The sequence below is a fragment of the Burkholderia sp. SCN-KJ genome (genome assembly GCF_024656005.1).
Lineage (GTDB): Bacteria > Pseudomonadota > Gammaproteobacteria > Burkholderiales > Burkholderiaceae > Burkholderia.
Map to the genome: position 1 here is coordinate 39,791 of NZ_JANKOG010000018.1, position 15,056 is coordinate 54,846.

Genomic DNA, 15,056 nt, shown 5'->3' on the forward strand with positions numbered 1-15,056 from the left:
ACGTTCTATCTTTTAGGAGATTCAACATGCCCGGTAAAATCACCCCGCCTACCGACGCAGGCGCAACTGGCAGCTCGATCGCTGAGATCTATAAGGCGATGGCTGAAGAAAACGAAATCAACAAGGCCAACACGACCGCGAAGCTGGCGACGATGGGCCTGAAGGCCGCGAAGGATATCGTCGGCTAAGCGCTCCGGCGCGCCATCCGGCCGCGCATGGTGCGCCGGTTGGAAGCCGTTCGCGGTTTCCAACCGGTTTCTTTTTTTAACGCCTGCGTGGGCCCCCCCGTGTGGCGGACAGACGCTCGTGAACCGATCCGGCCATAGCAATGAGCATCGAACGACGTGATGAGCTGATTCGTGAAATCTGCGCGCTCCGCGATATGCCGGCACCGGACACCGCGCTCGAACGCGGCGTACTGGAGATCGACGGCTTCGACGCTGCGATCGATCACTTCGAGGAAGACCAGGACGCGCTGTATGTCACGTTCCAGTTTGGCATCGTCACGGCGGGGCGCACGTTGCGCGTGTTTCGCCTGCTGCTCGAGGCGAACCTCGCTGTCTATGCACAAGACCAGGCGCAACTCGGCCTGGAGACCGACACCGGCGGCATCGTGCTGATCGCGCGCGTGGCATTGAGCGACGAGATCACGGGCCAATGGATGCTGGAGCTGATCGAGCACTATGTCGAGCACGGCCGCTACTGGCGCGACAACATCTTCGTGGCACGCGACGATCTTTTCGAGAACCTCGCGCGCGGCGACTATGTGTGGATTCGCGCCTGAACCCCTTATTTGGAGAATCAGATGACATCACGCGTCGGCAGTCACGGCAATACGACGGATCATCCGTCGACTCACGAGACAGGAACCACCAGCAAGGACAAGAGCAAGGACAAGAACGGGGACCCGGGCGGTAGTCAGGCCGATCTGGATGCGGCGATCCAGGCGTTCGGCAGCCAGGTCATGATGCAAATCTTTCAGGACCAGCAGGAACGTCGCGCCGAAGAACGGGAGGAAGATCCGGACAGCGCGTAAGCGACGCGAACGCGATCGGCTGGCCGCATGAGTCGGCCACGCAGCCGATGCATGTGGCTCGCCGGGCGAACGTTGTCCCGGCGAGCCGCAGTTGTCATGCTCCGTCTGACGCGCTGTTTCATGCCGCTGACTTACCCCGCTCTATCAGGCCGCTCCGTTACGCCATCGTGGGTGCGAGCGTCATCCGCGTGGCGCCGCGCGAATAGTCCTCTTCACGCCTGCCGCTCCGGTCGGGGGAGTTCGGCAGCGTGGCGAAGCTCGGCCCGGCGCTGGCATCGAATTCCGCTTGCGCCGCCTGAGCGACCTCGAGCTTGTAGCCGAGCGCATACACGGTCTTCAGACTCAGCTCCGAAGTGCGCGACAGGTCCAGCTTCTTGCGCAGCTTGTAGATGTGCTGCTCGAGCGTGCGCGCGGCAATCTGCTCGGTGGCGCCCCAGATGCTCGCCGCGATCTGCGCGCGGCTGTAGAACTTTCCGGGGTTCGAGAAGAATAGCCAGGCGATCGCAAACTCGCGCGCGGTCAGCGCAATTTCGACACCGTCGATCGCCGCGCGGCCGGTGTCCTTTTGCAGCAGATAGCGGCCAATCTGGATCTCACGTGTCACGGTGTTGCAGATGCTCCGTTGCAACGCAAGGTGCGCGCGAAAACGGATCTGCTCCATGTCGTAGCGATTGGCGACGTCGGTCGCGCCAGTGTCGATCCAGCGCAACAGGCTCGTCCAGCTCGACTGGTTCGTCAGCACGATGAGCGGCGTGCAGATGTCGGCATTGCAACTGCGCCATGACAGCAAGGCGCTCGTTGCTGTCGGTTCGGTCTTCGAATCGATCAGCACCAGGTCGTAGCGATTCGCACGCATCGCGCGCAACAGGTCGAGCTCACACGAGAACGACTCGACAACGATGCCATCTCCTGCGAATGATTCTTCAAGATTGCGTCGAAGCACCCGATCGTCGGTCGCGATTGCAAAGAGCAGGTCATTATTCACGGCGGTTCGCATCCAGATAAGTGACAATCTTTCCCATTACTGGCCGGCCCCCTCCTGCGATGCCGGCGGCTATCCCCGATACAGCTTGTTGTCCTCTCACTCGCGATATGTTGTCCGTCGTGCTGTCGTGGATCGCGGCAACAGAGCACCGAAAGGCGCGCTTCGTTGCGCGATCGTCGTTGACGTTATCGAGTGAGATCTCTCTGTCCGTTAGTGCATCGGGAGGGCACGACGGATGCGCGTCGCGTATTTATTTTGTTGCGCAGTGCACAACCGCTGTTGCGCGAAGCAGCGCTTCTTCTTTCAATTTTCAGCTATTGAATGCCATCGCCTGGCAAACGTCGATGAACCTCGCGATGTAGCAGCGTGCCCCTGACAAACTGCCCTGCGCGCGCATGTGAACGATTCGTGTCGCACTTCTGACGGCCAGCTTACGAATGCCGGCGCGTGAGCCCACGTATGCGCATGACGCGTTGTGGGCGCGACCGCATTAACGCATGTCGACGCGACGGGTGAAGCGGTTGATCGCCGCGAGATACAGATCCGGGTCGGCATGATAGCCCATGCCGGGCGGGCCGCTCGGCTGCGGAGGCAACGTCTCGATGTCGCCGTCTGCCGAGCGCCTCTTCCCGTCATAGTCGCTCAACGCGAGCTTGAGTCGCACGAGGCCCGGCGACTTGAAACCGAGCCCCTTCATGCGCCCCATCAGCCCCTTGCGCGGATTCGCCGGATAGTCAAGCGTGACGGCGACGCCTCGCAACTTCTCGTAATCGTATTCGAGCGTGCCGCCCTTGACTGCATGCCGCAACTGCACGGTGTTGGGCAATTTCGGATCGAGCAACACGAGCGGCGGCTGCGTCTGCAACCTCACGCGGCTTTGTAGCGCCGCGGCGAAGAGTTGTGCAGTCGCACCCCCCATTGACGCGCCCGCAATGTGTTCGAACTCGACCCGATAACCTTCGCGTTGGGCGTGATCGATCTTTTGCGCGATGATTTCCGCCGCGTCGCGCGCTGCGCCGAACACCTTGCCGACGCCGCCTGTCCCGGTGACAAGCGCCTGCCTCACGTCGCGCCAGTTCTCCATGCCTCCGAAGAACACGCGCAGCTTCACGCAGCGCGTGCCGTCCGCCGCAGTGGATCGTCGTTCCTCAAACTGGAGATGCGTGACGTTCGCCGCATCCACGAGTTTCTCCTTCTGCTCGGCCGTGAGTGCCGTGAACAGCCACGCGTTGCGGATGTTGGTCTCATTGAGGTGCGCGGGGACCAGTTCGATGCGCGGCGGACTCACCTGCGTGTGCTTTGCGAAGTGCTCGGCGAATACCTGCGAACTGCCGCCCTCCGTCACCCTTGCCGCGACGGATTCAATTGAAAAGCGCTGTCCGTCCTCACGATGCCCGGGCGCCGTGAGTTCGACCATCAGTTCGGCCAGCGCTTCCACGGCCTTGAAATTAGCCGAATCCGGCTGCGACGCGAGGGGCTCGACGCCATAGTCCACGGACGGCTTGAAGTGCAACTGCAACAGGTTCTGCGTCTCGCCGTTCCTGCCTCGCTGCCGGCGCTCGGTCATGAAGCAGCCGGCCCGATTGGCGGCGGCGACGAGTTGCTCCCGACGTCCGGGCGGCAAGCCGCGGCCGAACTGCAGCTGTCCGATTGAAGCGGCGTCGGGCATGGGTGGCCCCTGATAGACCGCGCCGCGCAGGATGCGCGCAAGCGCGGCCCGTTGCAGATTGCGCATGTGTTCATCCGGATGCGCGGGCCCGAGGCCGAGTGCTTCGGTGATGGAAGAGAGCTGCTCGTCGCCGAGGTTGTAGGTCGACATCAGCACGTTGTCCATGCCGTCGATCTTCGGCCCCGACGGCAACGCGCGAACGGATCTCGGCCTCGCTGCGCGCATCTGGGCGGTAGTGGATTCGCTCGCGGATCGCGGCGTCTCGTCGGCGGAGGCGCCGGGCGATGCCGCGCGCGTCGATGCTGGCGCCCGCGTTTGCGGCTGCGAGGACAGATCCGCATCGACGCCACCTTGCGTTCGCATCGACGGCGATCCACGCGATGGCGAGCGCATGTCGATCATACTGCCGCCGCTGCTCAACGAACGTTCGTGCGGCGCGCGATCCAGTTGCAGGCGCGCCATGTGCGCGGTCGTTTCGGTCGTGGGGCGTTCGCGGTGCATCAGCTCGCCGAGCGTTGTGCCCGGCGCCACTTCCTCGATTTCGTCGCCAGCGCTCCAGCGATGCAATCGCTCGACCGATGCGCGTGACGCACGTCGGTCGCCGGCCGCGGCCGGTTCATGCGATGGCGAGGGTGATGAAGAACGCGCGCCGAACGTGAGCAACGCGGAGTTGGTTGAACGAACGCGCGCGCGACGGCCTGCGTCGTCGCGATGTGTCGCGGTCTCTGGCGTCGAGCCAGGACCGGAAATCGAGCGTGCGTCGATCGTTGAACGGGTTTTCATGGCGCCTCCTCTGCGCGACAGACGGTTAAGCGAACGGTCGCAGTCGCGCGGCACGATGCGCCCCGCATCGCTCGAGCACGTATTGAACATTTGCGCTCAAGCACGTCCACCGAAGCCCAGCGAAAACTTGAGCGCCGGCGCGAACCATGCATGACGCCGCGTACCGTCGTGCGACAGGCTTCGTTCGCGCCTTCATTTTTTCGGGCTGTCACGCGCACGGTCATACGCGCGACGATCACAATCGCGCCGTCCAGCAGGATTCGCAGGAGTTCGTCATGCAGCACAACATGCATTGTTCACGGCTCGCCATCGCCGTCAGCGTGACCATCGCGCTCATGATGCAATCCGCGCACGCAGATTGCTTCGACGACGCCGCAGCCTACCAGCACGTCAATCCGCTGATTCTGCGGGCCATCGCGTGGCAGGAGTCGCACAACCGACCCAACGCGACGCACCTCAATGCAAACGGCTCGCTCGACTACGGCCTCATGCAGATCAACTCGATTCATCTGCGGGAGCTTGCGCGCTATCACATCGATCGCGATGCGCTGATGCACCCGTGCAAGAACGTGTATATCGCTGCATGGCATCTGCGCGGGAAGATGGAAAAGTACGGCAATACATGGGCTGCGGTCGGCGCTTATCATTCGGAGACGCCGGCCGAGCGCGATTTTTACGCGCGGCATATTGCGGCCATCGTGAGGCAATGGCGCGATATGCCGAACCCGTTGCCGAATGCAGCGCCGACTTCATCACAGGATCCGACACGGATCGTCAAAAAAAAGAATGCGTCGTGAAATGCTCGATCTGGGGCCACGCGGCGCCCGTTGACTGAGACGGCCGGCGGCTGACGGGTTCGCTCTCCCGCATAATGTTTCGCCGCGACCGCCCTATCCCGTACACCCGTTGCCCACAATATCGACACTACGCAACATTACCGGTGTGCTCATGTTCAATTCCCGAATCCAGAACCAGTCGTCCAGTCCGCTGCCCGTATCGAGCGTCCCGCCCGAATCGCCGAGCCGAGCGACCGCTTCGACCGCGTCGCCATCGCGGCGTGCCTCGTCATCCGACGCGGCGTTGGAACCGCTTGCGCATGCGCCCGTCAGGTCTGCCGTCGCCGGACACGCGCAGCGTGGCCACGCGCTCGCGCGGCTCAGGCTGATCGGGACCGCCGCGCCCTCGCCGCCCCCCGTCAATCCGTGGAACATGCTGCTGCACGGACTGAAGGCTGGCGACGCCGCAGCGGCCTATGCCGGCGCGCTGGCAGGCGCCGAATCGCCTGGTCCGCTGCCCGCTCCACATCGGACCGTTCTGCGCGAGCTCAAGGCACTGCGCCACTCCCCCGCCTGGCAAGACGTGAGCGCACGGATTCGGTCCCACGAAGGCTTCGAGCATCTCAGCCTGCGCGGCGTCTCCCGGATGATCGAGATCGCCAAGTCGTTCGGCACTTCCAGATCATGGGTGTGCGAAGCGACGACCAAAGGCGTGTTCGACGCAGCGTTCGCCAGCACGATCTTCGGCAGCGCGGAGCGCTATGCGTCGGCTATCGAAGCGGATCCCGAATTGAGCCAGTTGCGAGCGACGCCGCCATCGCAGTGGAACGCACGGCAGCGTGAGCAGGCGATCAACGCATTGGGCCGGCACGTCAACGATGCGTTCGGCGTCCGGAGCAAGGTGCGGTACGCGGGCGAGCAATCGGTCGCGGACGAAGGCTCGCTGATGAAAACCTACGACCGAAGCGCGCGCGTTGACGTGTTCGATCCCGCCTTCCGCCACGGCTTCCTGACGCTGGCAGAAGGCGTGTTTCACGAGGCTGTCCACGTTCGACAGCACACGCAAAACTTCGACGCCGATACGCTGCAACTGCTCAAGCTGTCGCCGAATCCCGCGACGCGCTACGAAGCCACGGTTGGACTGATCGAAAGCATGGCTTATCGCTCGGGACTGATCGCCGCGCTGAGCCTGATCCGGCGCTCGGACGACGGCTCCTTCTTGGCTCATGTCGCGTCGCAACTCGAGGCGGTGCCGCAGGATCCTTGGGTACTTCTGCGCACTGAACTCGCAGCCAGGACGGGGCAAACCCTGCACGGACTGATTGCGATGCACGACGGCCGCATCACGACGCGCGGCGATACCGCAGACGTGCTACAGGCCATTCACGAAATCTGTTCGCAAGGCCAGCACGGTAACCACGGCCGCCTCATCGCAAAAGCCCTGTGGGGCGCGTGGCCCGACGCCGCGAAAATGCTGGGAGAAGACCACCGAGACGCGAACGCGCTCAAGGATTTCGAGCGCACGCTGGATGCCGCGTGCGGAGGCCGTTTGCATATGTCGGGCCTGCAACTGCTCGGCCGGCACGGGATATCAGAGCAGATGATCCGCCCCGCGCATGAGAAAGGCACCTTGACCACGGGCCTGAAACTGGTCGCGCAGGTCTCCACCTCGTTAGAAATGCTGCGAATCCGGCACGCCCTGCGATTCGTGCTCGGTGAGGCGGGCATTCGCGCCTATGTGACAGTGCTTGGGCTGCCGCCGTGCGCGCCAGACACGGCAGAGCCCAGCTCATCTGGAGCGCCGGCTTGAGCAGCCCCTGCTGTGGTAGTGCAGACAGCGCGATCTCACCTGCGCTGTCCAGTTGCTCGACATGCCACCCGGAATTGATCGGCGAGCACGGATTGCTCAAGCGCCTGCAGGCGGCGATATCGCCCGCCCGGGGGAACGGCTGGTACGACGCCCAATTGCACCGGCATGGTGCTCGCCGTGTAGAGATTCAGGGCCCTTCGCGATCTGGCCAAGCATCATGGACTCATTGCTCCGCGACTTCCATCGCCGTGGCGAGCATGGTTTCGGACAACGCACGAGGACGACCACCGCCCTGGCCTGACAGCAGACCACACAAGCCAGCCCCAACGGCCGAGACCAGTTGTGGATCGACTGTGCGCTGACATTCGCGCCCGGCAACGGGCCTTGGGTGCACTCGATCCGCTGCCCAGCAGCAGGAGTCCCGCAGCTCGTGCGAAGATGTCGTTGCTTCAAGGACACTTGCTTCCAGGCATGCCTCTCTCTGCTTCGCTAAGCTTGATGATGCATTTCATCAGATATTATTTGAGTTGGACTCCTGAATCAAACGCACCAGCTTCAAAACCGTCTACCCAGAATACTTCCCCGCGATTCGGACGCCAATTAGGCGAATCATTCATCGCTGAGTCACATAGTTCCGATAAATGGGACAAGACGCTGCCGCCGCTCCCAACGGTCGCGCGATTCAATAATTTTCGTGCTGCCAGGCAGGTATGCTTGTAGCCGGGCAACGGTTTGAGGCACGGCTCACGCAACCTTCGCCAGCCGCATGGCTTAGCCGATCCGCGCCTCGCTTGTCCGTATGACCTGACGTGCCGCCGGCCTTGAGTTCGGTGTGCGAGTAATGTGGAGACCGTAAGGGAAGCGAATGGTGGCACATCCTGTCGACGAGACGCGCATTTTCTGGTCGAGTTCAGCCGGCCGTCCCGCGCCCGCAGTCATCAAGCGCCATGGAGCGCAAGCGCTGCAACAGCCGCATCGGATCGAGGACACGTCGCCGGCAGTCGTGTTCATCGATAGCGCGGGCACCGACGCGTGCGCCGAGATCGAGAAACTAAGGATCGAGAACGGCGATGAACATTATCTGATTCCCATGTTGCGCGAGTTCTCTGCCGAGCGTGTCGTCTCGCTCATCGCACGCGGCGCCAATGACGCCGTGCACGACGAAGACCTGCTGGACGCCGAGCCGGTCATTGCGCGTGCACGCGCGCAGACGAGGCTGCTGTCGGTCGCGCGCGGCGGCGTGGCCGAGTTCTCCGCATTGCAGAGTCACTCGGACGGCATGGTGTCGCCCGTTTTCTTCAAGGACGCGAACGGCCTCTACACCGGCTGCAACCGGGTCTTCGAGCACTTTCTGGGCATCGAGCGGGCCAGCATTCTCGGCAAAACCGTCTACGACGTGGCGCCTTCTGACCTCGCACTCACCTATCACAAGGCGGACCTGGATCTGGTGTTCGACGGCGGCGTCCAGACCTATACGGCCGGCGTGCGCAACGGGGCCGACGTCGTGCGCATGGTCCGCTTTTACAAAGGCGTCGTCTACGACCAATACGGCCGCATCACCGGCATTGTCGGCGCGATGCACGACATCGGCGATCTGCGCGGCCACGAGACCGCACGTCATGAAATCGACGAGGTCACGCGCCACATCTCCGGCAACCCTGGCACGCGCGAGGACTTCGCGTCGTCTGTCGATCACGACCGGCCATTGCTCGATCGCGTGGCGGTGGGCGACGCCTCCGCCCTCGCCGCCCTGTACCGGCTCTACCATCGGCGTCTCGCGCGCTTCCTGACCCGGCTCACGTGGAAAAATGAGGTGATCGAAGAAATCATCAACGACACCTTCATGGTGATCTGGAGGCGGGCCGGCGATTTCCGCGGCGAGGCCCGCGTCTCGACGTGGATCCTCGGCATTGCGTATCGCACGGCGCTGCGCGCGTTGCGCGATCTGCGCCGCGCGGAATTCGAGCCGCTCGATGTCGACCATATCGATATGATGGCCCAGTACTGGCATGATCATGAGCTGTCCGACCTGTTGTCGAAGGCGCTCGATCTGCTGCCCGTCGAGCAGCGTCTGGTGATGACGCTGGCATATGTGCTCGGACACTCCGCCGGAGAAATCGGGGAGATCACCGGGTGTCCGGTGACCACGGTCAAGGCGCGCATGCACCGGGCGCGCGGCAAGCTGCGTGAGACGCTGGCCGTGCTCGAACAGGCGAAGTGTGTTTGAAAGTGCTTCCAAGCGTTCTGAGGTACGCGTCAGGCGCACCGGCTTGAGTTGAGCTGTGGCGTTCGCGGCCGCTCGTGGGGCCGACATGGAGCCCATGAAGTGCGCCGCCCCTGCCCGCGATGTTGCCGCCAGATCCCGTCGCTCAACGCCACAGTTTTCGCGGCAGCTGGACTATACGGCCGAGCATCCTCGTGATACCGCCGCGGCGGGCTCGGTGAGCCGGCGCCGCTGTTGCTGCCGTCGTGGCAGAAGACGGGGACGATGCGCTTTCGCCCGGCTGCTCGCGGTGTGCCGTCGGCCGATCGGGCGTCGGCGCACCGGTCGCGCGTTGATTGACCTGCTTGCCGTCATCGTCGTCCCGGTCGACAGGCAACCTGCCGAATTCCTGAAGCACCTCGTTTTCTCTAGTCTTCGCCTGGATCTCGAGCAGCTCCGGGTCTGTCGTGCGGTGCCGTGGGCCGCCCTTTTCCTGTGCCGATGCGAATTTCGTGTCACGGACATCCGGGTGCCAGCTCACGCTGCGCCCATTGTCGCGGCGGGCCGCGTCCGGCTTGCGCAAGGTACTTTTCAACAAGGCTCGAGCCGCTGGGCCCGGCGCCCCCGCTGCGCGGGCGCCGACATCGATGCGCCCGCTACGCAGATCCACTTCGAACAGATCGTCGTCATCCACGCGAGCCGCCGCGATGTCTTGAGCTTGCATCCCGGCGGGTAAGTCTGAAGCGTGCTGAAAGGCGCGCTCTTCATCAAACAACTGAAGCAGCGTCTTTTGCGCCGCGCGCCGTGCGGCCGGTAGCGGCAGTTCGAACAGATCCTCGTCGGCGTCGATCACCGGATTAGCCGCAGTGTGCCCGGTCGAGCTCGTTTGCAGTTTCGCAGCGCCGTCACTCGTGTCCGACGGCGGCGGACGCCGATGATTGATCCACTGGACCGCGTCCGCGACAGGATTTTCCGTCGCCGCGACTTTCGCTGGCGCGGGCAAACGGTTCGCAACTGGCGCCAATGCGCTGCGGCGCGTCGCGGGACGCGAGCCGCCGATCGACTTCAACTGCGACAGAATGCCGTTTGCCGACCCGGAAAAGCGCGATTTTGTCCGTGACCGACCGACATTGCCGCTCGCCGGCCCGGGCGCGTGACGATCAGCAAGTTCGGTCGCGAGCGTGCTGGCTGTGCGTTGTGTGCGCATGACGTAGGGCTCCATTGGAACGTCGACGAGCCATCGAGTGTCGTTCGCTGGAATCGAACACGAGGCTTTCGGCTTTACTGGAGACAGCATGCGCCGACATCGGCGCGCGGTCTGGCCGAACATGCGAACCCGATCGTCCCGCAGCGAAAGCGGCAACAGCACTCGCCTGTCAGAACGCCCGGTCGGCGCACGGATGATGAAGCGCGGTGATCGCACGGCATGCATTGATAACGCGCGCATGCTGCCGGCTCGGGCCGCTCGTCTGGTCGAGCAGCGTCTGAATGGAATGCGCGTCGAGGTTCGGCTGCAAGCCGAGAAGCAACGCGATCGTGCCCGTCACATTCGCCGTCGCGTACGACGAGCCCGAAACGAAATCGTAGTGGCCACCCGGTGTGAGAGTGAGAATGTCGCGGCCCGGCGCATAAAGCACGTTAGAACCCGCCACGGATGGCGCGCTGCCCGTCGCGCGCGCCGAATCGACCGCAATCACGCCCGGCACGCCGACCGGAAATGCCTTCAGATCGCCATCCGGCAGTACTGCTCCGACCACGATCACACCTTTTTTCACTGACAGCTCGATCAGTTCTTTCAACAACGGATCGGCGGGGCCGCCCAGACTCATGTTGATGATCTGCGCATGCGCTTCGAGCGCCGCCTGCACCGCCTCGGCCAACGTGAACGAGTTGCACACCGAATGTCCGGTGTGATTGTCCCGCTGCCAGCATGCCTTGACCGCAATCAGTTTCGCATGCGGCGCGACGCCTTCGATGCCGCCTGGCTTGTCGTCCGCCGTGGCCGCGCGATCGGCTGCAATGACGCCGGCCACCGCCGTGCCGTGCAGATCGCGATTGAATTGCGTCCAGTCCTGGTCGACGAAATTGCGCGTCGCGACAATGCGGCCGTGCAGATCGGGATGGGTCGTATCAACGCCCGTGTCGATCACCGCCACGCGCACCGAATCGCCTCGCGAGACTTTTTGCGCGGCGTCCGCGCTGATTTCGCGAAAACCTTGCTGCAGGTCGGCGTAACCGTTGCCGTGCGGCGCGTCGCCAAGCAAATCGAAAGTCTGCAACGGCTGCGCGAGCCGCACGCGCGGATCGACGGCGAGCCGCGCGAGCACCTCGCTGCGGCGCGCGCCGTCGGCGATTTCGAGCATCGCGCAATGCACTTTCAGCGACGGGATCGGCCATGCCGACACCTCTCTCAGTCCATATTGCTTCGCGAGCGCGGCAACCTGAGCCCGGGCACTGCCGCCCGCCGAATAACCGCCCGGCGCGCCGTAGCCGCCCGCCGTCGTGCCCGCGCGCAGCATAAGCGTTTCCGGCGGATTCCTGACCGCCAACACGATCATCCGCTCGGGGTTCGCTTTCATTTGCTGGGTGGCGGCAACCGGGTCCGGCGTGGCGGGAACGAGCGCGCATCCGGACATGACCAGGGCCGCGCCCAACAGCAGCCGATGCGCGAGCCAGCGCACAAGTCGGCCCGCTCCGACCACGCGTGCCTTGCTGCGGTCGCTGCAATGCCGCACCGGAGCGGAGCTGGCGAGCTCATTGAAATGCCGGCGCTGCATGGGCTTCATGACAATCTGACTCAACATTGGGACAGCCGTAGGTGCGCGTCTGCGCAAGAAAAGTTGCCGCGCAACTCAGAAATGCCAGATCGCATCGGCAATCCACCGGTTTGACGCGCCCGGGCCAAGCGTCGTCTTCGCCTCGCTGTTCGTCGCGATATAGGACAGATCGAACTGCCACGCATTGAACTGCCAGGTCAACCCGACGTTGCCGTATACATAACCGATGCCGATCACCGAATGCAGATCGTAGTAGCCGATCCCCGCCGTCGCGGTCCAGCCGTGGACGAGCGGTAGGCGGCCCACCAGATCGTAGGAAATTGCGCGCGCGCTCGGCGACGGGCCAAACCCGGTATTCGGCGACAGCGCAACTGATGCGAACACCGAATCGCGCCAGCCCGCCGTCAGCACCAGTTCGTCGTAATTGAAACGGACCGCCGACGGCACGCGGGTGAACTGATAGTGCGACAGCATGGCCTGCGCAGTCCAGTCGCCCGACACGCGCCAGCCATACCCCGCGTTGGCGACGAATTCCACCCCCGTGGTCAGCGGGGCGCCCCATCTGATCGTGGAGGCCGACGCGCCCGCAAAGAAACCGTTGCCGGGATACCAGTTCCCCGCGAAGCTCGCCGACGGCTGGTGATAGCTGATGTCCATGCCACGCGTGACCTTGTCGGAAGCGATACCCGCCTCGAACTGCCAGTCTTCGCTCGCCGCCAGTGCGAGCCGCGGCGCAGCAATGAACCACGAGGCAAGTAGCGCGAACGACGCATACCATCGGACTCGACGCGCTGACGGGCGCGCCGCGCCGGCGCAAAGCGCGATTGAACGAAACCTCGACGCCATCTTGTCGTGCAGGAATCCGGGTGGGATGGAAAAGCAATGGCATTAATTCAAGCCATCCGGCGAGCCCGGGGCGCGCGAGCGCGACGACAGGGCTGCGCCGATCTTAACCGATAAACCCGAATGCAAAAAAATCGACAAGGAATTGTCAGGGACCGCTGGCGCCCTCCCCGACCGGCTCCGCGAAGCGCACCCCGGATGCGGCACGCAACACGCCTAGCTGTCTGGCGACGTCGCCCGCAACAACCGGCGTGAGCGGCGCAAGCGAGTAGACGCCGTTTTCGCTCGGCCCGCCGACGATCTGCAAATGTAGCTGCACCAGCAGCGCCTGCAGTCGGCCGACGGGCATGGCGGGATCGGCGACGAGCCGGATCGTCACGCGAGCGGCGCCCGCATTGACCTCAGACAGTGTGCGATAGTTTGCCAGCGTGCTGGCGCCACGGCTGAAGCCGAGCGTCGCCCGCGCGCCCGTCTCCAGCAGCGCGGTGGCCGCGAGACCGCACGCGATCGCCGTCATGCGGCCGCGCCAGGGTGCCTTCGACGAGGTGCCGGTGCCAAGGGCCGGCTGCGCCGCTTCGTCAAAACGCTCCCACAGATGATCGAGACCGCGTTCGACGTCGGGGCCGGCCTCCTCGCGCGACGTCATCGCCGCGCACAGCTTGCGCTGCGACGCGAGTTCCGCCTGACATTGTTCGCAATCGCGCACATGCGCGTCGACCAGCTTGCGTTCAGCGTCGGACGCCCGGCCGTTGACGATCCACGGCAACAGCTCCCATACATGCAGATGAACGAGTTCGCTCTCAGGTGGATTGCTCATCGAGCGCTCCCATCAACGCCGGCAAGCGCCGGCAGCAGATTGCGCAGCTTGACCCGCGCATGAAACATTCTGGCCTTCACGGTACTGACAGGGCTTTCGGTTATCTCCGCAATTTCTTCGAGCGAGTGGCCCATCACATAGGCCAGCTCCATCACGATACGCTGCTCCGGGGAGAGCCTGGTCAGCCCCTTGGTCACCCAGTCGATCGTTTCGTGTTCGGCGAACGGCTCGACGCATGGCCCGTCGTACCCGTGCTGCTGCTCCGCCGGCAAGCCACCCTGGCGTAGCGCTTTCAACGTGACGCGATACGCAATGCCCATGAGCCACGTCGACACGCGTGATTGGCCGCGAAACTCGCCAGCTTTTTGCCAGACGATCATGAAAGTGTCGTTGATGACCTCTTCGATCACGTCGTCGCGCCGGGTGAAGCGACCGAGAAAACGGACCAGCCGCCGGTGATACGCGCGATAGAGCGCGGCCAGCGCAGACTTGTCCGCCGCTGAGATGCGCTGCAACAACGCGGCATCCTCCGCGTCGACGCTGCGCGCGGCATGACAGACGTTGCCTGAAACGATCGGTTCTGGTGACATGTCGCTGGAATCGCAATCCGCCAGATTGTGTGGATGACCGTAAGTGTCGCCGCCGGCACGAATAGTTGCGAGCGACGCAAAAAATTCTGGGCGCGCCGCGAGCGGTCAGGCGCGCCGCGGACGCACGGGACTCCCGCGTCCGGTGTCTTCGTCTCGTGGCGGTTCTACATTACGGTCAGCTTCCGCATGCATCCCGCAAGGCGGCGCAAAAGCCGCGCCGTCACGCCCGCACATTTCGAAGTACAGCATGCCGTGCGGATGGGCGTCGATGATCTGGAACGCGCCGGTACTGTTGAAAACGATCTCGTGCGCGATAAGGCAAACCTGCACCGAGCCGTCCGTGTAATGGACAGCGGATTCGCTGGTAAGTCCAGGCACGCGCCACGCGTCGAGATTCGCGCGCGCCATCGCCTTGATGATTTCGGCCCGCGCCTCGTCGATAGTGGACGGCGACGGACTGATCTTGCCCAGTTCTTGGCGCAGGCGATGCAGCCGCTCGCGCGTGAGCGGAGTGCGCATCATCGTCGGGCGATCCGTCGCAAGTTGCTTACCCTGCGCACCCGTTGACTTCAATTCCTCGAAGCCGCGACCTGACCTCGCGCTGGGATGCGCCGGCATTCGTATGATCTTTGCGGCACCGGTTGTGGACAATGTGAGATCAGGAAGCGCTTGGACACCGCTTTCCGCCGATACCTTCGACATGGTGGCTGATTCGGTTTCAACAGGAGGCACATACCGTACGCGAAGATTCGAGCCGCACGTCGCCG

General features: G+C 63.7%; 14 protein-coding genes. 6 read left to right on the plus strand and 8 right to left on the minus strand.

Annotated features, from left to right (window positions below):
* Positions 1-26 precede the first annotated feature (26 nt).
* From NQV17_RS26240 to NQV17_RS26250, 3 genes are all read left to right on the plus strand, one after another.
* Complete coding sequence (locus NQV17_RS26240) at positions 27-188, plus strand: hypothetical protein (protein WP_257774486.1); 162 nt, start codon at positions 27-29, stop codon at positions 186-188.
* 140 nt (positions 189-328) lie between these two features.
* Positions 329-784 carry a CesT family type III secretion system chaperone gene (locus tag NQV17_RS26245; RefSeq protein ID WP_257774487.1) on the plus strand — a complete coding sequence of 152 codons (456 nt, stop codon included), beginning with the start codon at positions 329-331 and terminating at the stop codon, positions 782-784.
* A 21-nt stretch (positions 785-805) separates the two neighbouring features.
* A complete protein-coding gene (locus tag NQV17_RS26250) occupies positions 806-1,036 on the plus strand; it encodes a hypothetical protein (protein WP_257774488.1) in 231 nt (76 codons plus the stop codon).
* A 157-nt stretch (positions 1,037-1,193) separates the two neighbouring features.
* Here NQV17_RS26250 and NQV17_RS26255 read toward each other — a convergent pair whose 3' ends face one another.
* Both NQV17_RS26255 and NQV17_RS26260 read right to left on the minus strand, forming a co-directional pair.
* A complete protein-coding gene (locus NQV17_RS26255; RefSeq protein WP_257774489.1) occupies positions 1,194-2,021 on the minus strand; it encodes a response regulator transcription factor in 828 nt (275 codons plus the stop codon).
* A gap of 490 nt (positions 2,022-2,511) precedes the next feature.
* Entirely contained in the window at positions 2,512-4,473 is a 1,962-nt protein-coding gene (locus NQV17_RS26260; RefSeq protein WP_257774490.1) for a type III effector protein, read from the minus strand.
* A gap of 287 nt (positions 4,474-4,760) precedes the next feature.
* On the opposite strand from NQV17_RS26260, the gene NQV17_RS26265 reads away from it, so the two are divergent.
* The 3 genes from NQV17_RS26265 (at position 4,761) to NQV17_RS26275 (ending at position 9,286) form a co-directional block, all read left to right on the plus strand.
* Entirely contained in the window at positions 4,761-5,270 is a 510-nt protein-coding gene (locus NQV17_RS26265) for a lytic transglycosylase domain-containing protein (RefSeq protein WP_257774580.1), read from the plus strand.
* Positions 5,271-5,421: 151 nt separating this feature from the next.
* Entirely contained in the window at positions 5,422-7,059 is a 1,638-nt protein-coding gene (locus tag NQV17_RS26270; protein ID WP_257774491.1) for a hypothetical protein, read from the plus strand.
* A gap of 865 nt (positions 7,060-7,924) precedes the next feature.
* Positions 7,925-9,286: an RNA polymerase sigma factor gene (locus NQV17_RS26275; RefSeq protein ID WP_257774492.1), complete on the plus strand. Its 1,362-nt coding sequence runs from the start codon at positions 7,925-7,927 to the stop codon at positions 9,284-9,286.
* A 142-nt stretch (positions 9,287-9,428) separates the two neighbouring features.
* On the opposite strand, the gene NQV17_RS26280 is transcribed toward NQV17_RS26275, so the two are convergent.
* The 6 genes from NQV17_RS26280 to NQV17_RS26305 all read right to left on the minus strand — a co-directional run bounded on the left by NQV17_RS26280 (position 9,429) and on the right by NQV17_RS26305 (position 14,991).
* A complete protein-coding gene (locus NQV17_RS26280; protein WP_257774493.1) occupies positions 9,429-10,592 on the minus strand; it encodes a hypothetical protein in 1,164 nt (387 codons plus the stop codon).
* Between the two features lie 46 nt (positions 10,593-10,638).
* Positions 10,639-12,048 (minus strand): S8 family serine peptidase, encoded by a 1,410-nt coding sequence (locus NQV17_RS26285; RefSeq protein WP_257774494.1) that lies wholly within the window; start codon positions 12,046-12,048, stop codon positions 10,639-10,641.
* 66 nt (positions 12,049-12,114) lie between these two features.
* Positions 12,115-12,885, minus strand: a complete 771-nt coding sequence (locus NQV17_RS26290) for a TorF family putative porin (RefSeq protein WP_257774495.1) — start codon at positions 12,883-12,885, stop codon at positions 12,115-12,117.
* Between the two features lie 145 nt (positions 12,886-13,030).
* The gene (locus NQV17_RS26295; protein ID WP_257774496.1) at positions 13,031-13,699 is read right to left on the minus strand and encodes a zf-HC2 domain-containing protein; all 669 of its coding nucleotides are present in this window, start codon (positions 13,697-13,699) and stop codon (positions 13,031-13,033) included.
* Positions 13,696-14,289, minus strand: coding sequence for an RNA polymerase sigma factor (locus NQV17_RS26300; RefSeq protein ID WP_257774497.1), 594 nt, complete (start codon positions 14,287-14,289; stop codon positions 13,696-13,698). The genes NQV17_RS26295 and NQV17_RS26300 overlap by 4 nt, the downstream gene beginning before the upstream one ends.
* Before the next feature lie 105 nt (positions 14,290-14,394).
* Positions 14,395-14,991, minus strand: a complete 597-nt coding sequence (locus tag NQV17_RS26305; RefSeq protein WP_257774498.1) for a hypothetical protein — start codon at positions 14,989-14,991, stop codon at positions 14,395-14,397.
* Positions 14,992-15,056: the final 65 nt, after the last annotated feature.